The sequence below is a fragment of the Candidatus Pelagibacter sp. genome, from assembly GCF_052049855.1.
In the GTDB taxonomy this organism is placed as follows: Bacteria; Pseudomonadota; Alphaproteobacteria; order Pelagibacterales; family Pelagibacteraceae; genus Pelagibacter.
This window is the reverse complement of record NZ_JBNGZE010000001.1, coordinates 235845-261787: the sequence shown is the minus strand read 5'-3', so window position 1 is coordinate 261787 and position 25943 is coordinate 235845. Positions and strand designations below refer to the sequence as shown.

The window sequence follows — 25943 nt, the reverse complement described above, 5'->3', positions numbered from 1 at the left end:
CTATGGTGGCGTCCATTTATTTCTTTGAAGACCATTAATTTTTTTGTCTTCTTAAGAATGCTGGTATTTCAAGATCATCTTCTTCCTCTTCATCTGATGTCAGTAAATCTTTAGGGCTTGAATTATCAGTTTCTGAACTAAATAAATCTGGTGCATCTGAGTCAACTCCGAATTCTTTTAAATCATTAGAAGTTTCTTCTTCGTTGTTAATATCTTGATGATCTTCATGGGTAGTTTCCATAGCTTCTTGAGCAAAAGATTTCTCCATTTCATTAACTGAACTATCTTCAACTATACTTTCGCTCTCCATGCTAGCATTTTGAACAATTTCTTCATTCATCATTTGATTATGAGAGCTTTCAGTTTGCTGTTCTTGAATAATCTCATTTTCAAGCTTTAAGGCATTAGCACCATGTGTAATTGGATTTGATTTTGTTGTGTTTGAAAAATTGAAAGATTGAGAGGATCCAATATTTGAAAAATCAGAGTAACCAGGATTACGGTTTTGAATTCGGTGAACCATATTTACTACTGATTTTGACTCAGGCTGTTGCCCATCTAATGATGTTGCAACAATTGAAACTCTCATTTTTCCATCAAGTTCTGTATCGGTAATTGCACCAATAATTAATTCTGCTTCAGGATCAACTTCAGCTCTAACTTTATTTACAGCCTCATCAACTTCAAAAAGTTTAAGATCTTTACCGCCGGTAATATTTACCAATAAACCCTTCGCACCTTTTAAAGTATAGTCATCTATTAATGGATTGCTAATTGCCATCTCTGCTGCTTTAAGAGCTCTACCTTCTCCTTCAGCTTCTCCTGTTCCCATCATAGCTTTACCCATCGCTGCCATAACAGTTTCAACATCAGCAAAATCTAGGTTAATTAAACCAGGTCTAACCATTAAATCTGTTATACTTTGAACACCATGCATCAAAACATTATTTGAGAGATTAAATGACTCCTCAAAAGTTGTCTGTTCGTTGGCTATTTTAAATAAATTTTGGTTAGGAATAACAATTATTGTATCAACATGTTTTCTTAACTCTTCCAACCCTTGTTGTGCTCTTCTCATTCTAGAGGGGCCTTCGTATAAAAATGGAAGAGTCACAACACCTACAGTCAGTATATTTAATTCTTTAGCAGCTCTTGCGATGACATGGGCAGCACCAGTACCCGTTCCACCACCCATACCGGCTGCGATAAAAACCATGTTTGCACCTTGCAGTGTATTAACAATATCATTTAAAGACTCATCAGCTGCAGCTTGACCAATATCAAGTTTTGCACCTGCTCCTAAACCTTTTGTTAAATTTAAACCTATTTGAATTCTTGATTTTGCTTTACTTAACTTTAAATCCTGAGCATCTGTATTAACTGCAATAAATTCTACTCCTTGCATGTTGTTTTCAATCATTTCATTAATTGCGTTTCCACCTGCTCCACCAACACCTAATACTAATAGTCGTGGTTGTAATTCTTTTATCTCTGGTGTTTTAAAGTTAATTGTCATCTTATTACCCCTCATTGTTGTTTAAGCGTTTTTCCCATTTAAGACTTGCTCGATTAATATTAGCTTTTTTTCTTGCTGTTATCTTAAATTTTTCAAATGCTTTTGGTTCCCAAATTTGGAAGGTTTGACCTTGCCCAACAAACAATATGCTATTTTTAATTTTAGCGTGTTTTAATAATTTAGATGGAAGTGTTATTCTACCCTCACTATCAAATTGTAAATTAATACTCTCAGCTAAAATAGATGTAGCAAAATAATCTCTTTTTTCCTCAAAAGGGTTTAAGGAATCTATTACCGAAGAAATTTTTTCAATTCTGTCTTGAGAACAAGCTTCTAATGAAAAATTATTGAAAGACGGATAACAAATAACTCCGTTGTATCCTAAATTTGATAAGTGTGACCTAAAACTAGCAGGCACAGATACTCTCCCTTTTTTGTCTAATTTGTTTTCGTATGTTGATAAAAACATAAAACATAAATTTTTTTCCCATTATATTGGGAATTTATGGGATATTATGGGTTTTATAACCATACGTCAATAGCTAATATTTTGATGCTATAATTCTTTAATATGGAAAGAAAATTGGCTCTAAAGTATAAAAATGAGAACAAACAAAGAAACTTATATTCGATAATTTAATAAACTAATTTTAGATTGTATATGTTGAAGGCCAGATAAACTATAAGCCGGGTTCTGTCCTTTAAACTTATCATTTGTCTAGGCTTTAAATCACTCTAAAGCTCAAGCAACTAACCCTGACGACTAGCCAAGGACGGCTTTTTGTTTTTCAACAGTGTCGTCTCTACTTAGTCTTGCTCCCAGTGGGGTTTTCCAGCGTTCATTGTTACCAATAGAACCGGTGCGCTCTTACCACACCTTTTCACCCTTGCCATGTTATGGCGGTTTATTTTCTGTGGCACTATCCCTAGGGTTTCCCCCGCCAGGTATTACCTGGCACTGTGTCCTTGTAGAGCCCGGACTTTCCTCTTTAAATTTTTTTTAAAGCGATAAGTCATTTATCTGGCAAATACAACTTATAAATAAAATTTAAAATTTCAAGTTAATTTTTTTAATTTTTTCACTAAGTTATTACTTATGACCAAGCACTCTAAATCAACAATACCATTAATCAATTCTTGTCTGAATCTTCTTTGAAATGCTTCTATTATCAATCTTGTATATTTAGTATCATAAATAGATTTTATTAAAGGATATCCTATTTTAGATAAATTTTTAAAAAATTTTAATTTATCTTTTTTTTCTATCTGTATTTTTCTTTTTTTTATAATTAAGTTTTGATTTAAATTATGCCAAATTCCAATTTTATATTTTGATAAATATTTCCAAGGAAATTTTTCACCAGGATCTTTTTTTCGATTTGGTGCAATATCTGAGTGCCCCAAGAAAGAGTATGGATTAATTTTATACTTTTGAATTAATAATCTACTTAATTTTAGCAAAGAATTAATTTGTTTTTTTGAGTATTTTTTGTATTTATTATCATGACCCGGATTACTTAACTCAATTCCAATTGAAAACTTGTTTATTGATTTAAATTTTTTCCAACATGAAATACCTGCATGCCACGCGGTGTATGACTCAGGAACTAAAATTAATATTTCACCATTATTTTTAATAAAATAATGGCAGCTAACTTTTGAGTTTTTATCAGTTAATTTATTTATTGCATCATTTTCCCTTTTCATTCCGGTGTAATGAAAGATGATGAATTTTATTTGTTTTCCTTTTCTTTTTTTCTTATCAAAATTTGGTGAGTAATTCAGAGTTGTATTCATTTTCAATTTAAATAACAATTTAGGCTACTTTATAGACATTTTGTTGTCATTTTTGTAAAATATTTCTTAATTTACTTTAAAATTTTATATATTATATAAACAGCTATGTTTAAAAAATTACTAATAATTTCTGCCATAATTTTATTGTCAGGGTTTAAAGCTAATGCAGGTTCAGATGGCGAATTAGTATTAAAAAAAAATCAACCCTCTGAAATTAAAGATTGTTTTGAGACGTTAAATAGAACTACTTTTGCTTTTAACCAAGCTTTAGACGGAGTTTTGTTTAAGCCTGTTGCAAAAATGTACAGAGTTTTACCCTCACCAGTTAAAAATGGAGTAAGTAATTCATTAAATAATTTATCAAACCTAATAACAATTCCTAATAATATTTTACAGGGAGATTTAAAAATGGCTGGAGTAAACTCTGGAAGATTTATTATTAATAGCACTGTAGGTGTCTTGGGGTTGATAGACGTTGCTGAACACTTGGGGTTTCCAGAATATGAAAAAGAAGATTATGGTCAAACGCTTGCAACAATGGGTGTTGGACCAGGTTGTTATTTGGTTTTACCAGTTTTAGGACCAAGTACAGTTCGTGATGCAACTGCATCACTTGCAAATTTTATGGGAGGAGATGCTTGGTATAATGTTACAGTTAAGAATGACACACAACATTTCAGTGACTTTGATTATTATGCTTCAGGAGTTATGTCTGGAATAGATTTTAGAGCCAAAAATTATGATGCAATTGAAAATCTAGAAAAAAATTCTATTGATTTTTATGCTTCAGTAAAAAGTTTATATTTACAAGATAGGCAGCAAAAAATTATAAATGCAAACAAAATCATTCAAACCCAAGATGATAGTGATTGGGAAGAAATAAAGTCCCAATAAATATTATTAAAATAATGAATTTTAAAAAAATTCTAATAATTATTTTTATTTTTAATATTAATTCAAATTTTGTTTACTCAATTGAACCGGATGTTTTTGTGCAATCAACTGTAAATAGAGCTTCTCAAATACTTTCAGAAAACATTTCAAGAATTGAGAAAATAAACAAATTAAAAGAAATAGCAAAAAAAACTGTGGATATAAAAGGTGTTGGATATTATTCATTAGGATCTGCGAGAAAAACCTTAAATGAAGATCAAAAAGAAAAATACTCTAAATTATTTGAAGCTTATTTTCTAAAAAGTTTCTCAAGCAGGTTGGCTGAGTATACTAATCCAGAAATAGAAGTTAACAATAAGCAAGTTTTGAATAAAAATTATACAATAGTAAATAGTATACTAGTTGGTACCTCAGAAAGGCCAGAAGTTAAAATTGATTGGAGAATTTATACAAAAAATCCTGATAATCCATTAATAAGAGATTTAATAATTGAGGGCCTTAGTTTAGCTAGAACTCAAAAAGAGGAATTTTCGTCAATACTAAATTCTAATGAAAATGATATTAATGCTCTTTTTAAAACATTAGAGGAATTTTCCAAAAATTAGTTAAGTTAGTGGTGGGCCCGCCAGGACTCGAACCTGGGACCAATACATTATGAGTGTACTGCTCTAACCAACTGAGCTACAGGCCCATCAAATTAGTTTAGTTATATCATTTTTTCAAAGTAATCAATTAAAGATAATTAAAATGGTGGGCCGTGTTGGTTACGCTCCAACTACCCCTGCAATGTCAATGCAGTACTCTACTATTGAGCTAACGGCCCAGAACTAGCTTTCTAAGAAACTTTTTAATTGTTTTGATCTACTAGGATGTTTCAATTTTCTTAAAGCTTTAGCTTCAATTTGTCTTATTCTCTCTCTTGTAACAGAGAATTGTAATCCAACTTCTTCCAATGTATGATCTGTGTTCATACCAACACCGAACCTCATCCTTAAAACTCTTTCTTCTCTAGGGGTTAAAGTAGATAAAATCTTTGTAGTTGCTTCTCCTAAATTAGATTTAATTGCTTGTTCAAGAGGCGCCAAAGCTTTTGTGTCTTCAATAAAATCACCTAAACTACTGTCTTCTTCATCTCCCACAGGCTTTTCAAGTGAAACAGGTTCTTTCGATATTTTCAAAACTTTTCTAACTTTATCTAATGGCATTCGAAGTTTTTGAGCCAATTCTTCTGGGGTGGCTTCTCTACCAAATTCACTTAAAATTAATCTTTGTGTTCTCACAATCTTATTAATTGTTTCAATCATATGAACAGGAATACGAATAGTTCTAGCTTGATCTGCAATTGATCTTGTTATCGCTTGTCTTATCCACCATGTCGCATAAGTTGAAAATTTATAACCTCTTCTATACTCAAATTTATCTACTGCCTTCATCAATCCAATATTTCCCTCTTGAATTAAGTCTAAAAATTGGAGCCCTCTGTTTGTATATTTTTTTGCAATTGATATAACTAATCTCAAATTAGCCTCTACCATTTCTTTTTTTGCTATTCTTGACTCTTTTTCTCCTTTTTGAATTCTACTAACTAATTTCTTAAAGTCTGTCACTGAAATTCCAAGTTTATAACTTATTTCAACTAGCCTCTCTCTTATATTTTTAAACTCATCTTTATTTTTATTAAAAAACTGCTTCCATATTGAATTAGTATCTAAAAACTTTTTAAGATTAGGATTAATTTCATTACCTAAATAAAATTTAATAAACTCATTTCTTGGTATATTGCTATCCATTGCTAGTCTAAGTAAATTACCTTCTAGGGATATTATTTTTTTATTTTCTAAGTAATGCTTTTGCACTAATTCTTCTAAAACTGATGGTGATAATTGCAAAGATTTTATATTTTCTAAGATATCATTTACAATTTTCTCATATCCTTTTTCCTTTGCTGGAGAGAAAATTTTTGCATCTAAAACACATTGAAGTTTTTCTTTTTGATACCTAATCAATTTTGTGTATTCCTTTGTAAGAGTATTAATTGTTTTTAAAACTTTGGGTTTAATTTCAGTCTCCATTGCAGCCAAAGTAGGATTAAAATCCTCATCCTCGTCTGATGAACCTTCATCTTTATCAGTTTCACCTGCATTTTTTTGTTTTGCACTTGGACCAGTGGTTTCATCTTCCATATAATTGGTATCAATATCAATAATTTCTCTTACTAAAATTTCATCTTTAAGAAGTTGATCGTTCCACTCAAAAAATTGTTGAGCAGTAACTGGGCTTTGAGAAAGTGCTATAAGCATGACATCTTTCCCCGCTTCAATTCTTTTTGCTATTGCTATTTCACCCTCTCTAGAAAGTAATTCAACTCCTCCCATTTCTCTTAAATACATTCTTATTGGGTCGTCACTTTTTTCTATTGTTTTTCCTTCTTCTTTGTTTAAGTTCTCTTTTTTTCTTAAAACTTTAAAATCAGATTTTTTTTCTACCAAAGAGATATTTTCATCTAGAATATGAATAAATGCTTGGGATAAATTTGCATCCGAAAGATTTCTTTTGCCAAGAGATTTGCTTAACTCTTCATAAGTTATAAAACCTCTATGAGTTCCTCGACCCATAAGTCTAGCAAATGATTTTGTAATAATTCTTTCCACAGTATTAAGAGTTAGGATGTCTTATATAATGTCAATTATATAAAAATCCATTACTAATTTGGTCGGTTTAATTGAGATTCTGCTTTTTTTTAAGCTCTTTTAACTCATTAAATGTAGACTCGCTCATATCCACAGAAAACTTCGATTCTAATTCCTGGATTCTGAACTCAAGATCATAATTCATCAAATCTCTAGAGATGTCCTCTAATAATTCTATTATTTTTTGATCATCATCAGATTGATTTTTTAAAATATGTTTGATTGGAGCAAATTTGTTTATTTTTTCAGTTAATTGAACATCTAAGTCAAGATCTTGAATTGTGATTTGAGAACTAGATTTCAATTTTTCGATAATCATTTCAAATATTTTTTTATTAAATTCAGTAAATAATTTAATATTTTCAAGCAAATGAATGTTTGCTTGCATCAAATCTAATTTGTTTATTATCAAGTATAATAAAGAAAACTCTTTTAACTCAACTCCAGTCAATGACTGACTTTCTTTAAAATATTTTTTCGTACTATCTAAAGATTTGATTTTTTTTATATAAAATCTTTTACTATTTTGATTGGAATATGGTGTTAGTTCAGAAATTTTTTCTAAAAAATATTCTAAAACATATTTTTTTATAAAATCATCTTTAATTGTATTTGCAATTTCTCTTAGTTTTTTCTCAAAAATAGCCATCGATGATGGATTGTTTTTAGTTTGTTTTTTATAATGACTAAAAATAAATTGATGAATTGATAATTTGCTCTGCTTTGTAAAATCTACAAAATTAGCCTTACCTTTTTTATTAACATAACTGTCTGGATCTTCTTTATCTGGCAAAAATAAAAACGAAATTTGTTTTTCTGGTTTAAGTTCCTTAATTGAATTTTCAGCAGCTCTTAAGGCAGCTTTATATCCACTTTCGTCACCATCGAAACAAATTATGATGTCATCAAAAAATTGGTTTAAAATTAAAATTTGCTTATCAGTTAAAGACGTACCAAGATTTGCTACTACATTTTCAATTCCGTTTTTACTCAGACCTACAACATCCATATATCCTTCGACTAGATAAATGTGATCGATTTTATTAGAGAGTTTCCTTGCTAAGTCTAAATTGTATAAATTTGATCCTTTTTTAAAAAAATTTGTTTCAGGCGAATTTATATATTTAGCTAAGTAATCTAAATTTTCAATTATTCTTCCACCTAAAGCTATTGGTTGACCTGAAATATTATTGATTGGGAATATTAATCGACCTCTAAATCTTTCCATATAAATTTTTTTTTTCTCATCTAAATAGAATAAACCAGTTTCAACTAAAGTTTGTTCAGTATAATCTTTCTTTAATATTTCAAAAAAATTTGGGTTTTTTTCTATGTACCCTATTTTAAATTTTTTCACTTCATCTTTGCCTAGTGATCTATTTTTTAAATAATCTCTAGCAATTGAATAATCCTCATTTTTTAAAAGTTCATTGTGATAAAAATCTACATAATTGCTAAAAATAGATTTATACTCATTCCATTTTTTCTCTCTTTCTTCATCTTGTTTTGAAAACATATATGGCTGCATACCTGCTAATTGAGCTAAATATTTAACTGCCTCACCAAATTTTAAATTTTGAGTTTTCATCACAAAATCAAAAATATTTCCATGTTCTGAAGTTGCAAAACAATGATAAAATTCTTTTTCATCATTTACGGTAAATGAAGGTGTTTTTTCATTTTTGAAAGGTGATAAACCTAAAAATTCTTTACCTCTTTTTTTTAAAGAAACAGTTTTTGATACTACCGTTGAAACTTTCAACCTATTTTTAATTTCATCAAGATATTCTTTTGGATATTTCATTATTTGTTTAACAATTCTTTAATTATTGATCCTGCTTTGGAAAAATCGATTTCGTCGGCATGAGTTTTTTTAAGTTCACCCATAACTTTTCCCATATCTTTTAATGAATTTGCTCCAATTTTTGAAATAACATTTGAACAAATTTTCTTTGTTTCTTCTTCACCTAGCTGCTTGGGTAAGAAACTGGTTAAAATATCATATTCATTTTGCTCAACCTCTAAAAGATCTGTTCTATTATTTTTTTTGTAAATATCTATTGATTCGCTTCGCTGCTTGACCATTTTTTTCAAAAGTTTCTTAATATCCTCATCATCAGTTTCTTTTTTATTAGGGCCTGACCTGTTAACAATATCCAAATCCTTAATAGAAGATAATATTAACCTATAGGTTGATATTTTATTTTTATCTTTAGATTTTAAAGCATTTTTATATTCGTTTTCGATAGTCTGTTTTAATGACATAATTTTTTAATCTACTTTAAAGAAAAAATTCTTCAAAAGAAAAATTGTTTTTTTACAATTTTATAATACATCTCTGTTGCGATAATAAAGCAATTATTGTATTAACCTTTAACTCATGAGTTGTAATTGATCAAAAAAGCAAAAAAAACTAACTCAAAAAAATCTCAAATCAATACAGGCATTTTAGTTCTTGAAAATAAAAAGGTATTTAGGGGAATTGGAATTGGACACCAAGGAGAAGCCACTGGTGAAGTTTGTTTTAATACATCATTAACAGGCTATCAAGAGATTATCTCTGACCCATCATATGCAGGTCAAATTATTAACTTTACCTTTCCACATATAGGAAATGTTGGAACTAATAAAGAAGATCATGAGTCAGATAAAATATGGGCCAGAGGAGTGATTATTAACTCTGAAATAACTTCACCATCAAATTATAGATCATTCCTGCATTTAGATTCTTGGTTAAAAAAGAATAAAATTGTTGGAATTACTGGCTTAGACACCAGAAGTCTTACAAACTTTATAAGAGATAAAGGGGCACCTAAGGGAACAGTATCTTATTCAAAAAATGGAAAGTTTAATATTAGTAAACTAACTAATAATACAATTAAATGGAGTGGATTAAAAAATCTAGATCTTGCACAAGTAGTTTCAACTAAGAAAAATTATACTTGGAAAGGTCTTCAAACCTGGAAAAAAAAGACAGGATATAAAAAGAATAATAAAAATTTATTTCATGTAGTTGCAGTTGATTATGGAATAAAAAAAAATATATTAAGATATTTCTCTGATTACAACTGTAAGGTTACTGTTGTTTCTTGTAAAACAACTGCACAAAAAATACTAAGTTTGAAACCAAATGGAATTTTTTTATCCAATGGACCAGGAGACCCAGCTGCAACAGGAAAGTATTCAATCGCTATAATTAATGAACTTATAAAAAACAATTTACCTGTATTTGGTATTTGTTTAGGTCATCAGATTTTGGCATTAGCTTTAGGTGGCAAAACAAAAAAAATGAAGTTAGGACATAGAGGTGCAAACCATCCTGTTAAAAATTTAGTACATGACAAAGTTGAAATTACCAGTCAAAATCATGGGTTTGTAGTAGTTGAAGAAACTTTACCAAAAAAAATTGAAGTAACTCATAAATCTCTTTTTGATAATACTATTGAAGGAATAAAGCTTAAAAATAAACCAATATTTTCAGTTCAATATCATCCAGAATCTAATCCTGGACCCCAAGATAGTGTTTATTTGTTTGAAGAATTTATTAACAACATGAAAAAAAATGCCAAAAAGAAAAGATATTAAAAAAATTTTAGTCGTTGGTGCTGGTCCAATAATTATAGGACAAGCATGTGAATTTGATTATTCAGGAACGCAAGCTTGTAAAGCTCTTAAAGATGAGGGATATAAAGTAGTCTTAATAAACTCAAATCCTGCAACAATTATGACTGATCCAGATGTTGCAGATAAAACTTATATTGAACCAATTACACCAGATGTATTAGAAAAAATTCTCAAAAAAGAAAAACCAGATGCAATTCTGCCAACAATGGGTGGGCAAACTGCACTTAACCTTGCAATGGAAGCAGAAAAAAAAGGGATTCTAAAAAAATACAAAATAGAATTGATAGGAGCCAATTCAAAAGCAATTTCTAACGCTGAGGACAGAAAGAAATTTAGAAAAAACATGATTGATATTGGTTTAGATTTACCAAAATCTGAAATTGTTAATAGCAACAACCAAGCATCAAAAGTATTAAAAAAAATTGGTTTACCTGCAATTATAAGACCTGCATTTACACTTGGTGGACTCGGTGGAGGAATAGCTAAAACTAAAAAAGATTATTTTAAGATTGTTAAAAATGGGTTGCACGAGTCTCCTGTAAGCCAAGTTCTTGTTGAGGAATGTTTGGAAGGTTGGAAAGAATTTGAAATGGAGGTGGTAAGAGATAAGAAAGATAATTGTATCATAATTTGCTCTATTGAAAATATAGATCCGATGGGAATTCATACAGGTGACTCGGTCACAATTGCGCCCGCTCTCACTCTTACTGATAAAGAGTACCAGGTAATGAGAAATGCATCTATTGCATGTTTAAGAAAGATCGGAGTTGAAACTGGAGGATCAAATGTTCAGTTTGCTATAAATCCTAAAAATGGACGAATGGTTATCATTGAAATGAATCCACGTGTATCAAGATCATCAGCACTTGCATCAAAAGCAACTGGATTTCCAATTGCGAAAGTAGCTGCAAAATTAGCAGTCGGTTATACTCTGGATGAATTAAAAAATGAAATAACTAAAGTTACACCTGCTTCGTTTGAACCAAGTATAGATTATGTTGTAACTAAAATTCCAAGATTTACGTTCGAAAAATTTTCAACCTCTCCTGCAACTTTAGGAACATCTATGAAATCAGTAGGTGAAGCAATGGCTATTGGAAGAAACTTTAAGGAGTCTCTGCAAAAGGCGTTAGTGTCTCTTGAAACTGGTTTTTCAGGTTTAGATAGAATTTTTGATTTTAATAAAAAACAAATTGAAATGAAGCTTAAAGAAACTATTCCAAATAAGATATTGCTAGTAGCCGAAGCAATTAGAAAAAAAATAGACTTAAAGAAAATATATAATTTATCTAAAATTGATCCTTGGTTTTTAGAACAAATTAAAGAGATAGTTGATTGTGAAATACAGATAAAAACCAAAGGACTTCCTGGGAATTTTATAGAATTTAATAGAATAAAATCGATAGGATTTTCAGATAAAAAACTTTCAGAATTAACTAAAACCTCTGAAGAAATTGTAAGAAGAAAAAGATCGGCGCTAAAAATACTTCCAGTTTATAAAAAAGTAGATACTTGTGCGGCTGAATTCAAATCATTCACCCCTTATATGTACTCAACTTACCAAAGAAATTTTTCAATTAACTCAGAATGTGAAGCTAATCCATCCAATAAGAAAAAAATAATTATTCTTGGAGGAGGACCAAATAGAATTGGTCAAGGAATTGAGTTTGATTATTGTTGTTGCCAGGCAAGTTTTTCACTAAAAAATGCAGGTTTTGAGACTATAATGGTTAATTGTAACCCTGAAACAGTATCAACAGACTATGATACGAGTGATCGATTATACTTTGAACCTTTAAAAGAAGAATATGTTTTTAACATAATTAAAAAAGAACAAGAAAAAGGGAACCTAATAGGAGTGATAGCTCAGTTTGGTGGACAAACTCCAATTAAACTTGCTAAATTTTTACATAAAAATAAACTTCCAATTTTAGGAACACAATATACCTCTATCGATTTAGCGGAGGATAGAGACAGATTTAGAAATTTATTAAACAAATTAAAACTTAAGCAGGCGGAGAGTGGAGTTGCAAAAACATTTAATCAGGCAATAAAAATTGCAGATAAAATAGGATTACCATTAATGGTAAGACCTTCGTATGTTTTAGGGGGAAGAGCAATGGAAATTGTTCATGAAAAAAATCAACTTAAAAAATTTGTTGAAGAAGCATTTAAAGCTGCAGAAGAAAATCCAATTTTAATTGATAAATTTATTGATCATGCAATGGAAGTAGATGTGGATGCCATATCAGATGGAAAACAGGTTCATGTTGCGGGTATTATGCAGCATATCGAGGAGGCTGGAATTCATTCAGGAGACTCTGCGTGTAGCCTGCCCCCAGTATCAATTAAACCATACCTTCTTAAAGAAATTGAAAATCAAACAAAAAAATTAGCAATAGCATTAAATGTTAAAGGCTTTATGAATATACAATTTGCAATAAAAAAAGATGAAATTTATGTGATTGAAGTTAATCCAAGAGCTAGTCGAACTGTTCCTTTTGTATCAAAAGCAAAAGGTTTGCCTCTAGCTAAAATTGCATCAAGAGTAATGGCTGGTGAAAAATTATCTAAGTTCAATTTAAAGGATAGATCCAAAGGTATGTATGCGGTTAAAGAGGCTGTATTCCCATTTAATAAATTTCCAAATAGTGACTTGTTGTTGGGACCAGAAATGAAATCAACTGGAGAAGTTATGGGATTTGATAAAAATTTTGGAATGGCTTTTGCGAAAAGTCAAATAGCGGCAGCCAACTCATTACCAAAAGAAGGATTGGCTTTCATATCTCTTAAAAACTCACATAAAGACGAAGGGTTGGATTTAGCAAAAGATCTTTTAAAGCTTAAATTTACATTATGTGCAACTAAAGGAACTGCTGAATATATTCGAAAACATGGAATGAAATGTAAAATTATAAATAAAGTTAGTAGTGGAACTCCCCATATAGTCGATGTTTTAGACTCAAAAAAAATTGCGCTAGTAATAAACACTGGGGGTGGAAATAGTGAACACCGACTGAGTGATGCAATAGCTTTAAGACGAGCAACATTAAAGAATAAAGTCCCGTACTGTACTAATATGTCTACTGCTCAAGCCTGTTTGGAAGCGATCAGATCATTAAAAACTATGAAATTAGAAGTAACTTCACTCCAAGATATTTAAGAGTTTACCTTCCAATCGGTTTCAAAAGTCACATAGTTTACTTGTATACATCGTCTTTCTTTAACTATTTTTTTCTTTTCCATTCCATGCCAAGTGTTTGGTCCACTGGTAAACATATAACCATAATTATGTTTATAAGGAAGTGTCTTAACCTTCTCTAATTTTTCATTATAAAAATCTGTTCCTAAGTCCTCAGACTCATTTGTTTTATTAACAAATATCAACCCCGACATAAGTTTTTCTTTTATATCGCAATGAGGTTTAAGCCAAAAACCTTCTCGATCACATATAACTTCAACTCTTACATAAGAATTTGATAAATCCTTATCTATCATTTTAGAAATTGTTTCATATGTTTCTTTAGACTGAAGTTCGTTTATAAATTTTACTAAATTTGGAAATTGTGTGGAGTTTTCTTTATTTATAAAACATCTAAATTTTATTGCTTTTCCACCTGATGCTATTCCTTCTCTAAATTCTGCAGCTCCACCATCTATTGCTCTAGTGCCATCATAATTAAGATTGTGTTTACTCACATCAGGAATATCTGCTTTCACTATTTCATCAATTGCTTCCTCTGATAAAGCATTGCTATATTCCCAATGATTAAAAGGGAAATTGTATTGTTTCGAATTATTTTTAATTGAATTTAAAAATGACATTAACTTTGAATTTTACTTTTTAATATTTTTGCTACTCTATTAGTTTCATCAAGTTTTTCATAGTTCCAATTTTCTATTTCTTCTCCCAAATTTCTTATAATATTTAATTCTCTAAATAAATTTCTAAAATTTTGAAATCTCTTATCATTTCTTTTCGGTAAAATATTTGCTACATAAATGGGTTTACCAGTCAAAGCTGCTTCGGATATCATTGAGCTAGAATCGCATGTGACCACAATATTTTCAGATAAACCAAGTGCTGATAAATAAGCTTTTTTATCAACATTCATTATAATGGTGTGATTTTCTCCAAAAAATTCTTTTGCATAATGGATCGTATTCAATGGTGTTCTCATTGATGGAATTACAACAAGTTGAAAATTATGTTTTTTTAACAATTTATAAAATATTGAAAAGATATGTTTCATGTTTTTTGTTGAGTAATCATAATATTTCGTAGGCCCACCCAAAATTAAAGACCAAATTTTTCTATCATCTCTTTTTATAAACGAGTATAAATAATTCTTATTTTCCTCGATTTCATTTTTGGTAAGATAATGTATGGCGCCTTTAGTGGAAATTACATTTGAGCCTTTTATTCCATCGTGTTCAGGAGCTATTACAAAATCAAAATGATTTAAATCTACTTTTGGATCTTGTATGTGAATATTAAATACTTTTTTATTTGAAATACTTTTTAAATGAATTGATGGAATTACACTTTTTCTTCCACAAGAGATAATTATATCAAAATCTAAATGATCTATTTTTTTATAAACATTTTGTGAAACAGGAGTAAATTTTGGTGGGAGCAAATTCCAAAAATTATTTAGTTCAACCTTATGGTGTATGAATTCAATTTCTAGAGCTTTAGCCAATCCCTCAACTTGACTAATCATTCCATGCATGCCTTGAGTTAATAAAATACCTTTTAATTTAGTCATTAATCACTATATAGCTTTCATATGAGTCAAAATCCAACTAAACACACAAAAGTGTTAATAATTGGATCCGGTCCTGCCGGATACACAGCTGCAGTTTATGCTGCTCGAGCTATGTTAAATCCAATTCTAGTTCATGGATCTGAGCCAGGTGGTCAATTAACAACTACAACTGATGTTGAAAACTTTCCAGGATTTGCAGAGGTTATACAGGGTCCATGGTTAATGGATCAAATGAAAGAACAAGCTAAAGCTGTTGGTACAGAAATGATAGAGGATCACATTAGTAGTGTTAATTTTAAAACTTCTCCTTTTGAGGCAACTGGAGATAGTGGTCAAAAATATACTGCTGACAGCATAATAATTTCTACTGGTGCTCAGGCAAGATGGTTAAATTTAGACTCAGAACAAGAATTTAGAGGATTTGGCGTCTCTGCTTGCGCAACATGTGACGGTTTCTTTTTTAAAAATAAAGAAGTTGCAGTAGTTGGAGGTGGCAATGCAGCTGTTGAAGAGGCAATGTTTCTTACAAAATTTGCATCCAAAGTAAAATTAATCCATAGAAGAGATAGTTTAAGGGCTGAAAAAATGCTTCAAAAAAAATTAATGGAAAACAAAAAAATTGAAATTATTTGGGACTCTGTAGTTGAAGATGTATTGGGTGACAAAGATCCTAAAAATGTTAAGGGAATTAAAATAAAAAATGTCAAAACAAATGAAACACAAGAATTAAATCTTGACGGTGTATTTATTGCTATTGGCCATGATCCAGCAACTCAGCTATTTAAAGATCAACTGGAAATGGATAAAGAAGGATACTTAATCACAAAAGCAGATTCAACTGAAACCAATGTGCCTGGAGTTTTTGCTGCTGGAGATGTAAAAGACAAAATTTTCAGACAAGCAGTTACAGCTGCGGGCATGGGATGCATGGCAGCTCTTGAAGCAGAAAAATATCTCTCTCATAATTAAATGCCAGAAAAAATATTGCTAACTGGAGTAAGCGGTTGGATAGCAAAACACACAGCAATAGAATTATTAAATTCTGGTTACGAGGTCCTGGGAACAGTAAGGAATGAAACTTTAATTCAACAAACCAAAGATACTATTAGTAAATACGCTTCTATAGATAAATTATCTTTTATTAAATTAGATCTTGTGAAAGATGATGGATGGAATGATGCGGCTAAAGGATGTAAATATATATTTCATATTGCATCTCCTTTTCCAATAAAAGTTTCAAATAATAGAGAAAGCTTATTACCTCCTGCAGTAGATGGTACTTTAAGGGTATTAAATGCAGGGATAAATGCTGGAGTAGATCAAATTGTTAAAACTTCTTCTATTGTTGCTATGTTTAGAAAACCTAACAGAACTAATCCTTATACATTTGGAGAACAAGATTGGACCGATGAAAATTGGGTAGAAGGAGTAAATGATTATTTTTTATCAAAAACGAAAGCTGAGAGAGTTGCTTGGGAATTGATGGAAAGCAAAGGATTAAAAAATAAATTAACAACAATTTGTCCTGGTGGAGTCTTTGGTGATGCTCTGGATAAAAAAGGAGGTACTTCAATTGAGTATGTTAGACAATTCATGGCTGGTAAATTCCCTGGAGCACCTAAATTTGCTGTTCTAATTTCTGATGTAAAAGATATTGCAAAAGCACATGTAGCTTGCATTGGAAATGATAAAGTTGGAGGTAGAAGATTAATTGTTGGAAAAGAAGTAAAAAAATTAGTCGAATTATCCCAATTGATAGCTGAAGCAATGCCTGCTTATGCAAAAAAGCTTCCAAAAAAAGAGCTTCCAAATTTCATGGTTAAGTTGATAAGTTATTTAGACTCAAGTGCCAAAATGATGATACCTGATCTTGGAATTTTAATGCAAACCGACCCCTCTTATGCTGAAGAATTATTGGGGTTTAAATTTAAAGCTGCAAAAGATTGTATGGCGGAGAATGCAAAATCTGTTGTGAGATTAGGTTTGGTTTAATTATAATTTTAAAATTTCATCAGATTCAAACGTAATTTTTTGTAAATTTTGTTTGGCAATTTTGATCATAGCTTTTGCAACTATTTCTGAACTGATAGGTCTCATTTTTTTAAACGGTCCAAATAATAAAGGCGACAATAGGCTAAAAATTAAAATACCTATTTTTTCACCCACTCTGTTTTCTTTTCTTTTACCCAGTAAAAAAGAGGGTCTTAATATTCCTAATTTAGAGAAGTTTAATCTTTTTAATTCTTCTTCAACTAAACCTTTAAATTTCACATAATTCCCTGAACTATTTGGATTAGCATATATTGAAGAGATAAAAATAAATGACTTGACTGAATTAGCTTTTGCGATTTGTCCAATTTCTTTTGGGATATCTAGCTCTGCTTTTTGGTACTCATTTCTATTAGGAGAATTTTGTTTTGTAGTACCAATACAAAAAAAACAATCATCCCCTGTAATTTCAATTTTATGATTTCCTAAATTATTAAAATTAATATTTATAACCTCAACTTTTTCATTATTAATTGAAGTTTGTGAACGAACAAAAACCTTAACTTTAGTGTAATAATTATCTTGAATTAATTGATTAACTAAATGGCCACCGATTAATCCAGTGGAACCAAATACTATAGCTGTTTTCATTAAGATAAACTTTTACAAAAAGAGGAAATTTTTTCTAAAGCTTTTTTTAGATTTTCCATTGAAGTCGCATATGAAATTCTAAAAAATCCTTCTAAACCAAATGCAGAGCCCTGAACAACAGCAATACCACTATTCTCTAAAAGAGATTGAACAAAATCAGTATCTGATTTAATTTCTTTTCCACTAGGATCTTTTTTTCCCATTAATTCTTTACAACTGGGAAAAACGTAAAATGCTCCGTCAGGATTTAAACAGTTAATGCCATCAATATCATTTAATGCTTTTACTACAAAATCTCTTCTTTCTTGAAAAGAGTCGGCTCTTTTTTTTATAAAATCTTGTGTCCCGCTTAGTGCCTCAACTGATGCTGCTTGACTAATTGATGAAGGATTAGTTGTTGATTGTGATTGAATTTTAGCAATAGCTTTAACAATATCTTTTGGACCAGCTGCATACCCTATCCTCCAACCTGTCATTGAGTAAGCTTTACTTACACCATTCATTGTAAGAACCCTGTCTTTTAAACTTTCTATTTGAGCAATGGTAAAAAATTTAAACCCTTCGTAGGTGACGTGTTCATAAATATCATCACTTAAAATGTAAATATGCTTGTGTTTTTGTAAAACAGCAGCAATTGCTTTAATATCATTTTCAGAATAACAAGCTCCAGTTGGATTAGATGGCGAATTTAAAATTATCCATTTTGTTTTTGGAGTGATAAATTTTTCTAAGTCTGATGGATTTATTTTAAAGCCTTGTTTCTCGTCACATTTCATAACAACTGGCTTTCCACCAGCCAATAAAACTATATCTGGATAAGACACCCAAAAAGGAGCTGGAATTATTACCTCGTCTCCATCGTTTAGTGTTGCCATCATAGCATTATAGATAACGTGCTTTCCTCCTGCACCAACTGTAATTTGATCAGTTGTATAATCTAAATTATTTTCTTTTTTAAATTTTTCTACGATTGCTTTTTTCAATGCTGGAGTTCCATCTACTGCAGTGTATTTAGTATCACCATCATTAATAGCTTTTATAGCTGCTTGCTTAATATTATCTGGAGTATCAAAATCTGGTTCTCCTGCACCAAGTCCAATAACATCCTTTCCTGCAGCTTTTAATTCTCTTGCTTTTTGAGTAACAGCAATAGTAGGTGATGGTTTAATCTTCTTTAAACTGTCTGATATTATGCTCATTGAAATATAAATAAATTCTACTACGTTGTTTAATATATGGAAAATACTTATCAAGATTTAATTACAGATATTCAGAGTAAAAATCCTAAAATAGGTGGAAAACTTGAAGGCGGAAAAAAATTCAAAATTAAATCTGATTTTAAACCTGCTGGTGATCAGCCTGAAGCAATAAAAAAATTAGTAAATGGTGCAAACAAAGATCAATTTAACCAAGTTTTACTTGGTGTAACAGGGTCTGGAAAAACTTTTACCATGGCTAAAGTTATTGAAGCTACTAATAGACCTGCCTTGATTTTAGCCCCAAACAAAACTCTTGCTGCTCAACTTTATGGGGAAATGAAAACCTTTTTTCCTGACAATGCTGTTGAATATTTTGTTTCATACTATGACTATTATACTCCTGAGGCTTATGTGCCGAGATCAGACACATATATCGAGAAAGAAGCCTCAATTAATGAACAAATTGATAGAATGAGGCACTCAGCAACCAGATCTCTTTTAGAAAGAGATGATGTATTAATTGTTGCAAGCGTTTCTTGCATTTATGGTCTTGGGTCTGTCGAAGCATATAGCAAAATGACTTTAACGCTACAGAAAAATTATGATTATAACAGAGAAGAAATAATTAAGTCTTTGGTTGCTCTTCAATACAAACGTAACGATCAAAATTTTTATAGAGGAACATTTAGAGCAAGAGGAGAATACTTAGAAATTTTTCCATCACACCTAGAGGACAGAGCTTGGAGATTGTGTTTGTTTGGTGATAAGCTCGAACACATAGAAGAGTTTGACCCTTTAACTGGTGATAAAGTAAGAGAATTAAGTTTAGTAAAAGTTTATGCTAATAGTCATTACATCACCCCAAAACCTACAATAGAGCAAGCAGTAATTAATATAAAAAAAGAATTAGAATTAACTTTAAAAAAACACCGTTCTGAAAATAAATTACTGGAAGCACAAAGATTAGAAGAGAGAACTAAATTTGATCTTGAAATGATTGAAGCAACTGGGTCTTGTGCTGGTATCGAAAACTATTCAAGATTTTTGTCAGGAAGAAAACCAGGAGAACCCCCTCCTACTCTTTTTGAATATTTTCCTGATAATACTTTGATATTTGTAGATGAGTGTCACGTCACAGTCCCTCAACTGAATGGAATGTATAAAGGAGATAGATCAAGAAAAAGTACTTTAGCAGAATATGGATTTAGACTTCCTTCGTGTATGGACAATAGACCATTAAAATTTGAAGAATGGGATTTAATGAGAACCCAAACAGTATTTGTTTCAGCAACTCCTGGACCATGGGAGTTGGAACAAACAAAAGGTAATTTTATAGATCAAGTAATTAGACCAACAGGATTAATTGATCCTCCTGTAGAAATAAGACCTGCAAAAAATCAAGTTGATGATTTAATGCATGAATGTAAGAGAGTTATTGAAAAAAATCATAGAGTATTAGTAACAACACTAACTAAAAAAATGGCTGAAGATTTAACAGAATACCTTCATGAGAACGGCATAAAAGTAAGATACCTGCACTCAGACATTGATACATTAGAAAGAATTGAAATAATGAGAGATTTAAGAATGGGTGTATTTGATGTTTTGGTTGGAATTAACTTGTTAAGGGAAGGATTAGATATTCCTGAATGTGCGTTAGTTGGGATTTTAGATGCTGATAAAGAAGGTTTTCTAAGATCTGAAACATCCTTAATTCAAACAATAGGAAGAGCAGCACGAAACGTTGAAGGTAAAGTCATTTTGTATGCCGACAAAGAGACAAAAAGTATAAAAAAAGCAATTGCAGAAACTGAAAGAAGAAGAAAAATTCAATTAGCTTACAACAAGAAACACAAAATAGATGCAAAGTCAGTAAAAAAAGAAATTAGCGATATTTTAGAGAGTGTTTATGAAAAGGACTATGTCAAAATAAGTGAAGGTTCAAATATTGGTGGCAATCTTAAAAAACATCTTAAAGGTTTAGATAAAAAAATGAAAGAAGCAGCATCAAATTTAGAATTTGAGGAAGCAGCTAAAATACGAGATGAAATAAGAAAGTTAGAAAGCACCGAATTAGAAATTACATTAAATCCAAAAATAAGACAGTATGATGTAAAGAATAAGCTTTATCCAAAAGGCAGATCAACTATGGGTATGCCAGGCACTAAAGTCACAAAAAAAAAAGATAAGAAATGGAAGCACGGAAAATAATTATTACAGGTGGAGCAACAAGAATTGGTGCTGCGATTGCAAAAAAATTATCTGGCCCTAATAAAGAAATTCTCATTCATTTTAATAAGTCAAAATTAAGAGCTGAGAAGTTAAAAAAAGAACTATCAAATGGTGGTACTAAAGTTTACTTAGTTAAAGGTGACTTGAGTAAAGAAAATGATGTAAATAAAATTGTAAAATATGCAAAATCAAAACTTAAATATTTTGATTGTTTAATTAATAACGCTTCTTTATTTGAAAATGATAAATTAGAAAATTTTACAACAGATAGTTGGGGGCAACATTTAAGAACAAATTTAAGAACACCTGCATTATTGTCTAAAGAATTTGCAAAAAATGTTAAAGGAAAAAATAATAATATAATTAATATTATTGATCAAAGAGTATTTAAACTAACTCCCTATTTTTTTTCTTACACAATTAGTAAAACTGGACTTTATACTTTAACTAAAACTAGTGCTATGAGTTTGGCTCCAAAGATTAGAGTAAACGGTATAGCACCTGGTCCAACTATTAAAAATAAAAGACAATCTGAAAAACATTTTAGAAAACAATACTTAGAAACTCCTTTAAAAAGACAAGTTGATGTAGAACAAATATGTAATGCTGTTGACTTTTTTATAAAAAATATATCTATTACAGGACAAGTTTTAGCAATAGATAGTGGACAGAGTTTAAACTGGCAAACACCAGATATAATGAGAGGGAAAGAATGAAAAAAATTAATCCTTTTCTTGCGGCAGCAATAATTTTAATTGGTGGTTTTTTTGCATTTAAAATAATGTCATTTTTTGGTTGCTATGTTCGTATTGAGGATGGGAATGCATGTTGGAGTCTTACTATTTTTGGAACTAAATAATGAAAAAAAATAATTTAAAAATTGTCAAAATAGATAAAAATAAAACTTTATTTAATTATGAGAAAAAAATACTAATTAATGAGTTAATTTTAGATTTAAAACTTGGTTATTACGACTCTGAAAAAGAAAAATCACAAAAAGTAAAATTTAGTCTTGAAATAGACTATGAGGATAAAAAACCTTCTAGCGATAAAGATATAAAATCTATTGTAAATTATGGAACAATTGTAAAATTGATTACTAAACTTGTAAAAAAGAAACATTATAACTTTTTAGAAACCTTGGCAGAAGCTGTTTTTGATGAATTATTTAAAGACAAAAGAATTGCTAAAATAATGTTAAAAATTGAAAAATTAGAAATCTTAAAACAGTGTTCATCTGTTGGTATTCAAATTACCAAAAAGAGAAGCAATGATAAGTTCTGAATTAGGAAAAGACGTAATTAAAAAAGAGTTGCCTTTAGTGCCTAAACTTCCTGGAGTTTACAGGATGCTAAATGAGAAAAATGAAATTCTTTATGTAGGTAAGGCTAAAAATCTACCAAACAGATTAAAGAGTTACGTTGCTGAAAAAAATCACATAATTAGAACTGAACGAATGTTATCTCAAACTAGAAAGCTAGAGATAACAACAACATCTAATGAAAGTGAAGCACTGCTTTTAGAAGCAAATTTAATCAAAAAGTATAAACCAAAATTCAATATCCTGCTTCGTGATGATAAATCATTTCCATTTATATTTATAGGCAACAAAGATAAGTGGCCCCAAATAAAAAGACATAGGGGTAAAAAAACAAAAGAAGGTTTTTACTTTGGACCTTTTGCTTCTGCTGGTTCTGCTAATTGGACAATCAAAATGATCCAAAAGATTTTTCATTTAAGAGTTTGTGATGATACCGTTTTTAAAAATAGAGAAAGACCATGTATTTTGTATCAAATAAAAAGATGTTCTGGACCGTGTGTTGGTTACGTAAAAAAAGAGGATTATAATCAAACAGTAAACGACGCTATTGAATTTGTTTCAGGTAAATCTAGGAAAATTCAAAAAAATCTTTCTAATCAGATGGAAAAAGCAAGTGATGATCTTGATTTTGAAAAAGCTGTAATATTAAGAGATAGAATTAAAGCGTTGAACATAATTCAATCTTCGCAGAGGATTAACGAAGCAAATTTAGTTGAGGCAGATGTTATTGCTGGGTATAAAGAATCTGGAAAAACTTGTATTCAAGTGTTTTTTTATAGATCAAAACAAAATTGGGGTAATCAAGCTTTTTTTCCAAAACATGATCCAGATGAAAAATTTAGTGAAATCCTAAATTCATTTGTCTCTCAATTTTATGAAAACAAAAGTGTTCCTTCATCAATTATTCTTTCAGAAGAAATAAAAGAAAAAGTACTAATTGAAAAAACGCTGACACAAAAAGAAGGTAAACAGATAAATATTTCAGTTGCAAAAAAAGGATCAAAACTCAAGGTTATTAATCAAGCAATAAAAAATGCTAAAGATAGTCTTAATAGAAAACTTTATGAAAGTCAGAATAATAAAGAATTATTCGATGCAGTAGCTCAAAAATTTAATTTAGAAAACAATATAAATTTAATTGAGGTTTACGATAATAGTCATATTCAAGGTACGAATAGTGTTGGAGCTTTAATAGCGTACGGTGATGAAGGATTTATTAAAAAAAGATATAGAAAATTTAATATTAAACACAAAAAAAATGAGCAAGATGACTATGGAATGATGAGAGAAGTGTTGAATAGACGGTTTAAAAGAGCAGTTCAAGAAAAAGACAACTACCTTGCTTTCCCAGATTTGGTTATAGTAGATGGAGGAAAAGGTCAATATTCTGTTGCTAGAGAAAGCCTTAATGAACTAGGACTTCACGATATTCCAATTATTGCAATAGCAAAAGGTAAATTTAGAAATAGTGGTAATGAAACCTTTTTTCATAATGGCAAAGAATACAAATTCTCAAGAAACGATCCTACCCTATTTTTTCTTCAAAGAATTAGAGATGAGTCACACAGATTTGCTATCAGCGCTCACAGAGCTAAAAGAAAGAAAGGTATTAGCAAATCTTTATTGGATCAAATAGACGGCATTGGAGCTATAAGAAAAAGGGCTTTATTAAACCATTTTGGATCTGCAAGATCAGTTGAGTCAGCTAGCCTAGATGAAATTAAATCCGTAGAAGGTGTTGAAGAAAAAGTAGCAAAAAAAATATATAACTTTTTTCACGAATAATTATGTTAAAAAAAATTCCAAACATATTAACGATAGGGCGAATAATAATTGTTCCCTTTTTTGTTTTAGCTTTTTATCTTCCAGGATTTTATGGTGATCTTACTGCTTTAATATTGTTTATTGTTGCATCATTTACAGACTTTTTAGATGGTATGTTGGCCAGAATTTTTGGTGTAGAGTCAAAACTGGGTGAATTATTAGATCCTATAGCTGATAAAATCATTGTCGCTACGGCATTAATACTTTTAGTAATGGATGGTACTATTCGAAATTACGAGGTAATTGCAGCAATCATAATACTTACAAGAGAAATTTTAATTTCAGGTTTGAGAGAGTTTTTAGCAAAGGGAAAAATAAAACTTCCTGTTTCAAACCTTGCTAAGCTTAAAACAGTATTACAAATGGTATCGATAGCTCTTTTATTATCTGGAGATACAGGAAATAAAATAATTAATTTCCAAGATTATAACGCACAAACAATAGGTATAATTCTTTTGTGGTTATCAGCTGCTTTAACACTATTTACTGCATATGATTATATGCGAAAAGGTATTGATCACGCTATGTCAGAAGACAGTAAAGATTAAGCTGCTTTTTTCTTTCTAACTAATTTTTGATAACTTTCATTTAAATCAATAATAGTATCACATACTTTAAATTGATTTTCTGCAATACATGATACAGGGGTTACTTCTGCTGCAGTTCCTGTTAAAAAACATCCATCAAAATTTGGAAGTTCAGTTGGACTAATTTTTCTTTCATGGACTTTTATACTTTTTGATTTTGCTATTCCAATAACAGTTCTTCTTGTGATACCATCCAAAAATGAGTCGGGTATTGGGGTATGAATTTCTCCATTTTTATCTTTAAAAAAAATATTCGCTCCAGTTGCCTCTGCAATATTTCCCTCGTGATCTAACATTAAAGAGTCTGTATACCCTTGCTTTTCAGCCTCGTGTTTTGAAAGAGTACAAATCATGTAAAGACCAGAAGCCTTTGTATCCCACGGTATCGTGTTAGGCGCTGGTCTTCTCCAATTTGAAATATTTAATCTTATTCCTTCAACTTTAAGTTTAGGATCAAAATATGATCCCCATTCCCAAGTTGCTATTGCAACATGAATTTTAGTGTGTTGCGCAGAAATAGCCATCATCTCACTTCCTCTCCAAGCTACAGGTCTCACATAACCATTTTCTACTTTTTGCGTTGCAACAATTTTGTTTGATGCAATATTTATTTCCTTCTCAGTATATGGAATTTCAAAACCCATTCTTTTTGCAGAATAAAAAAATCTTGATGTATGCTCTTCTAATTTAAAAATTGAACCATCATAAACTCTTTCACCCTCAAATACACAACTAGCATAATGCATACCATGGCTTAATACATGCAATTTAACGTCTGCCCAATCAACTAATTTGTTGTTGTACCAAATTTTTCCAGATCTCTTATCGTAAGGTATCATGTATGAAAATT

Annotated in this window: 23 protein-coding genes, 2 tRNA genes and 1 other RNA gene; 12 read left to right on the top strand and 14 right to left on the bottom strand. The window is 30.4% G+C overall.

The features are described 5' to 3' along the window. Nucleotides 1-34: 34 nt before the first annotated feature. The 4 genes from ftsZ to ACTT9X_RS01385 form a co-directional block, all read right to left on the bottom strand. Nucleotides 35-1516, bottom strand: a complete 1482-nt coding sequence (gene ftsZ / locus ACTT9X_RS01400) for a cell division protein FtsZ (protein WP_440933910.1) — start codon at nucleotides 1514-1516, stop codon at nucleotides 35-37. A gap of 4 nt (nucleotides 1517-1520) precedes the next feature. Next, the gene (gene mraZ, locus ACTT9X_RS01395; RefSeq protein WP_440933909.1) at nucleotides 1521-1985 is read right to left on the bottom strand and encodes a division/cell wall cluster transcriptional repressor MraZ; all 465 of its coding nucleotides are present in this window, start codon (nucleotides 1983-1985) and stop codon (nucleotides 1521-1523) included. Between the two features lie 198 nt (nucleotides 1986-2183). Continuing rightward, nucleotides 2184-2541: RNase P RNA component class A (rnpB, locus tag ACTT9X_RS01390), an RNA gene on the bottom strand. 31 nt (nucleotides 2542-2572) lie between these two features. Beyond that, entirely contained in the window at nucleotides 2573-3313 is a 741-nt protein-coding gene (locus tag ACTT9X_RS01385) for an N-acetylmuramoyl-L-alanine amidase (protein WP_440933908.1), read from the bottom strand. Between the two features lie 105 nt (nucleotides 3314-3418). Here ACTT9X_RS01385 and ACTT9X_RS01380 point away from each other — a divergent pair, with 105 nt between their 5' ends. Together ACTT9X_RS01380 and ACTT9X_RS01375 are read left to right on the top strand one after the other, a co-directional pair. After that, the gene (locus ACTT9X_RS01380; protein WP_440933907.1) at nucleotides 3419-4207 is read left to right on the top strand and encodes an MlaA family lipoprotein; all 789 of its coding nucleotides are present in this window, start codon (nucleotides 3419-3421) and stop codon (nucleotides 4205-4207) included. Between the two features lie 14 nt (nucleotides 4208-4221). Continuing rightward, nucleotides 4222-4812, top strand: a complete 591-nt coding sequence (locus ACTT9X_RS01375; protein WP_440933906.1) for an MlaC/ttg2D family ABC transporter substrate-binding protein — start codon at nucleotides 4222-4224, stop codon at nucleotides 4810-4812. A gap of 9 nt (nucleotides 4813-4821) precedes the next feature. Here the strand turns inward: ACTT9X_RS01375 and ACTT9X_RS01370 are convergent. From ACTT9X_RS01370 to ACTT9X_RS01350, 5 genes are all read right to left on the bottom strand, one after another. Continuing rightward, nucleotides 4822-4898: transfer RNA gene (locus tag ACTT9X_RS01370), tRNA-Ile, on the bottom strand. 57 nt (nucleotides 4899-4955) lie between these two features. Further along, nucleotides 4956-5030, bottom strand: a tRNA-Val gene (locus ACTT9X_RS01365). Between the two features lie 4 nt (nucleotides 5031-5034). Beyond that, nucleotides 5035-6858: an RNA polymerase sigma factor RpoD gene (gene rpoD / locus ACTT9X_RS01360; protein ID WP_440933905.1), complete on the bottom strand. Its 1824-nt coding sequence runs from the start codon at nucleotides 6856-6858 to the stop codon at nucleotides 5035-5037. A gap of 67 nt (nucleotides 6859-6925) precedes the next feature. Continuing rightward, the gene (dnaG, locus tag ACTT9X_RS01355; RefSeq protein WP_440933904.1) at nucleotides 6926-8701 is read right to left on the bottom strand and encodes a DNA primase; all 1776 of its coding nucleotides are present in this window, start codon (nucleotides 8699-8701) and stop codon (nucleotides 6926-6928) included. Further along, nucleotides 8701-9162 (bottom strand): GatB/YqeY domain-containing protein, encoded by a 462-nt coding sequence (locus ACTT9X_RS01350; protein WP_440933903.1) that lies wholly within the window; start codon nucleotides 9160-9162, stop codon nucleotides 8701-8703. The genes dnaG and ACTT9X_RS01350 overlap by 1 nt, the downstream gene beginning before the upstream one ends. Before the next feature lie 126 nt (nucleotides 9163-9288). Here ACTT9X_RS01350 and carA point away from each other — a divergent pair, with 126 nt between their 5' ends. Together carA and carB are read left to right on the top strand one after the other, a co-directional pair. Further along, nucleotides 9289-10482 (top strand): glutamine-hydrolyzing carbamoyl-phosphate synthase small subunit, encoded by a 1194-nt coding sequence (gene carA, locus ACTT9X_RS01345; RefSeq protein WP_440933902.1) that lies wholly within the window; start codon nucleotides 9289-9291, stop codon nucleotides 10480-10482. Then, complete coding sequence (gene carB, locus ACTT9X_RS01340) at nucleotides 10460-13684, top strand: carbamoyl-phosphate synthase large subunit (protein ID WP_440933901.1); 3225 nt, start codon at nucleotides 10460-10462, stop codon at nucleotides 13682-13684. Before carA ends, carB begins: the two co-directional genes overlap by 23 nt. On the opposite strand, the gene ACTT9X_RS01335 is transcribed toward carB, so the two are convergent. Beyond that, nucleotides 13681-14346, bottom strand: coding sequence for a hypothetical protein (locus ACTT9X_RS01335; protein ID WP_440933900.1), 666 nt, complete (start codon nucleotides 14344-14346; stop codon nucleotides 13681-13683). The genes carB and ACTT9X_RS01335 overlap by 4 nt on opposite strands. Continuing rightward, a complete protein-coding gene (locus tag ACTT9X_RS01330) occupies nucleotides 14346-15290 on the bottom strand; it encodes a mitochondrial fission ELM1 family protein (protein ID WP_440933899.1) in 945 nt (314 codons plus the stop codon). Before ACTT9X_RS01330 ends, ACTT9X_RS01335 begins: the two co-directional genes overlap by 1 nt. 21 nt (nucleotides 15291-15311) lie before the next feature. On the opposite strand from ACTT9X_RS01330, the gene trxB reads away from it, so the two are divergent. After that, complete coding sequence (trxB, locus tag ACTT9X_RS01325; RefSeq protein ID WP_440933898.1) at nucleotides 15312-16259, top strand: thioredoxin-disulfide reductase; 948 nt, start codon at nucleotides 15312-15314, stop codon at nucleotides 16257-16259. After that, nucleotides 16260-17282 (top strand): NAD-dependent epimerase/dehydratase family protein, encoded by a 1023-nt coding sequence (locus tag ACTT9X_RS01320; RefSeq protein ID WP_440933897.1) that lies wholly within the window; start codon nucleotides 16260-16262, stop codon nucleotides 17280-17282. It abuts the gene before it with no gap. Here ACTT9X_RS01320 and ACTT9X_RS01315 read toward each other — a convergent pair whose 3' ends face one another. Continuing rightward, nucleotides 17283-17930 (bottom strand): NAD(P)H-binding protein, encoded by a 648-nt coding sequence (locus ACTT9X_RS01315; RefSeq protein WP_440933896.1) that lies wholly within the window; start codon nucleotides 17928-17930, stop codon nucleotides 17283-17285. It lies immediately after the preceding gene. Then, nucleotides 17930-19129 (bottom strand): pyridoxal phosphate-dependent aminotransferase, encoded by a 1200-nt coding sequence (locus ACTT9X_RS01310; protein ID WP_440933895.1) that lies wholly within the window; start codon nucleotides 19127-19129, stop codon nucleotides 17930-17932. The genes ACTT9X_RS01315 and ACTT9X_RS01310 overlap by 1 nt, the downstream gene beginning before the upstream one ends. A gap of 36 nt (nucleotides 19130-19165) precedes the next feature. Here ACTT9X_RS01310 and uvrB point away from each other — a divergent pair, with 36 nt between their 5' ends. Genes uvrB through pgsA form a run of 6 tightly spaced genes read left to right on the top strand, consistent with a single transcriptional unit; the run spans nucleotide 19166 to nucleotide 25054 of the window. Beyond that, on the top strand, nucleotides 19166-21340 hold the full coding sequence (gene uvrB, locus ACTT9X_RS01305; RefSeq protein WP_440933894.1) for an excinuclease ABC subunit UvrB: 2175 nt from the start codon (nucleotides 19166-19168) through the stop codon (nucleotides 21338-21340). Continuing rightward, entirely contained in the window at nucleotides 21322-22077 is a 756-nt protein-coding gene (locus tag ACTT9X_RS01300) for an SDR family oxidoreductase (protein ID WP_440933893.1), read from the top strand. The genes uvrB and ACTT9X_RS01300 overlap by 19 nt, the downstream gene beginning before the upstream one ends. Then, nucleotides 22074-22220: a hypothetical protein gene (locus ACTT9X_RS01295; RefSeq protein WP_440933892.1), complete on the top strand. Its 147-nt coding sequence runs from the start codon at nucleotides 22074-22076 to the stop codon at nucleotides 22218-22220. The genes ACTT9X_RS01300 and ACTT9X_RS01295 overlap by 4 nt, the downstream gene beginning before the upstream one ends. Continuing rightward, complete coding sequence (locus ACTT9X_RS01290; RefSeq protein ID WP_440908280.1) at nucleotides 22220-22645, top strand: dihydroneopterin aldolase; 426 nt, start codon at nucleotides 22220-22222, stop codon at nucleotides 22643-22645. Before ACTT9X_RS01295 ends, ACTT9X_RS01290 begins: the two co-directional genes overlap by 1 nt. Continuing rightward, entirely contained in the window at nucleotides 22632-24467 is a 1836-nt protein-coding gene (uvrC, locus tag ACTT9X_RS01285; protein WP_440933891.1) for an excinuclease ABC subunit UvrC, read from the top strand. Before ACTT9X_RS01290 ends, uvrC begins: the two co-directional genes overlap by 14 nt. Nucleotides 24468-24469: 2 nt before the next feature. Further along, on the top strand, nucleotides 24470-25054 hold the full coding sequence (gene pgsA / locus ACTT9X_RS01280; protein ID WP_440933890.1) for a CDP-diacylglycerol--glycerol-3-phosphate 3-phosphatidyltransferase: 585 nt from the start codon (nucleotides 24470-24472) through the stop codon (nucleotides 25052-25054). Here pgsA and ACTT9X_RS01275 read toward each other — a convergent pair. Further along, nucleotides 25051-25932 (bottom strand): branched-chain amino acid aminotransferase, encoded by an 882-nt coding sequence (locus ACTT9X_RS01275; protein ID WP_440933889.1) that lies wholly within the window; start codon nucleotides 25930-25932, stop codon nucleotides 25051-25053. The two genes, pgsA and ACTT9X_RS01275, sit on opposite strands and share 4 nt — an antisense overlap. Nucleotides 25933-25943: the final 11 nt, after the last annotated feature.

Excerpts from the sequence above, each read along its gene's own strand:
- ACTT9X_RS01320 (WP_440933897.1), top strand. The coding sequence starts at position 16,260 with ATGCCAGAAAAAATATTGCTAACTGGAGTAAGCGGTTGGATAGCAAAA.
- ACTT9X_RS01335 (WP_440933900.1), bottom strand. The coding sequence starts at position 14,346 with ATGTCATTTTTAAATTCAATTAAAAATAATTCGAAACAATACAATTTC.
- ftsZ (WP_440933910.1), bottom strand. The coding sequence starts at position 1,516 with ATGACAATTAACTTTAAAACACCAGAGATAAAAGAATTACAACCACGA.
- ACTT9X_RS01275 (WP_440933889.1), bottom strand. The coding sequence starts at position 25,932 with ATGATACCTTACGATAAGAGATCTGGAAAAATTTGGTACAACAACAAA.
- uvrC (WP_440933891.1), top strand. The coding sequence starts at position 22,632 with ATGATAAGTTCTGAATTAGGAAAAGACGTAATTAAAAAAGAGTTGCCT.
- ACTT9X_RS01385 (WP_440933908.1), bottom strand. The coding sequence starts at position 3,313 with ATGAATACAACTCTGAATTACTCACCAAATTTTGATAAGAAAAAAAGA.
- ACTT9X_RS01295 (WP_440933892.1), top strand. The coding sequence starts at position 22,074 with ATGAAAAAAATTAATCCTTTTCTTGCGGCAGCAATAATTTTAATTGGT.
- ACTT9X_RS01380 (WP_440933907.1), top strand. The coding sequence starts at position 3,419 with ATGTTTAAAAAATTACTAATAATTTCTGCCATAATTTTATTGTCAGGG.
- carB (WP_440933901.1), top strand. The coding sequence starts at position 10,460 with ATGCCAAAAAGAAAAGATATTAAAAAAATTTTAGTCGTTGGTGCTGGT.
- dnaG (WP_440933904.1), bottom strand. The coding sequence starts at position 8,701 with ATGAAATATCCAAAAGAATATCTTGATGAAATTAAAAATAGGTTGAAA.
- uvrB (WP_440933894.1), top strand. The coding sequence starts at position 19,166 with ATGGAAAATACTTATCAAGATTTAATTACAGATATTCAGAGTAAAAAT.
- trxB (WP_440933898.1), top strand. The coding sequence starts at position 15,312 with ATGAGTCAAAATCCAACTAAACACACAAAAGTGTTAATAATTGGATCC.
- ACTT9X_RS01300 (WP_440933893.1), top strand. The coding sequence starts at position 21,322 with ATGGAAGCACGGAAAATAATTATTACAGGTGGAGCAACAAGAATTGGT.
- ACTT9X_RS01330 (WP_440933899.1), bottom strand. The coding sequence starts at position 15,290 with ATGACTAAATTAAAAGGTATTTTATTAACTCAAGGCATGCATGGAATG.
- mraZ (WP_440933909.1), bottom strand. The coding sequence starts at position 1,985 with ATGTTTTTATCAACATACGAAAACAAATTAGACAAAAAAGGGAGAGTA.
- ACTT9X_RS01375 (WP_440933906.1), top strand. The coding sequence starts at position 4,222 with ATGAATTTTAAAAAAATTCTAATAATTATTTTTATTTTTAATATTAAT.
- ACTT9X_RS01310 (WP_440933895.1), bottom strand. The coding sequence starts at position 19,129 with ATGAGCATAATATCAGACAGTTTAAAGAAGATTAAACCATCACCTACT.
- ACTT9X_RS01290 (WP_440908280.1), top strand. The coding sequence starts at position 22,220 with ATGAAAAAAAATAATTTAAAAATTGTCAAAATAGATAAAAATAAAACT.
- pgsA (WP_440933890.1), top strand. The coding sequence starts at position 24,470 with ATGTTAAAAAAAATTCCAAACATATTAACGATAGGGCGAATAATAATT.
- ACTT9X_RS01350 (WP_440933903.1), bottom strand. The coding sequence starts at position 9,162 with ATGTCATTAAAACAGACTATCGAAAACGAATATAAAAATGCTTTAAAA.
- ACTT9X_RS01315 (WP_440933896.1), bottom strand. The coding sequence starts at position 17,930 with ATGAAAACAGCTATAGTATTTGGTTCCACTGGATTAATCGGTGGCCAT.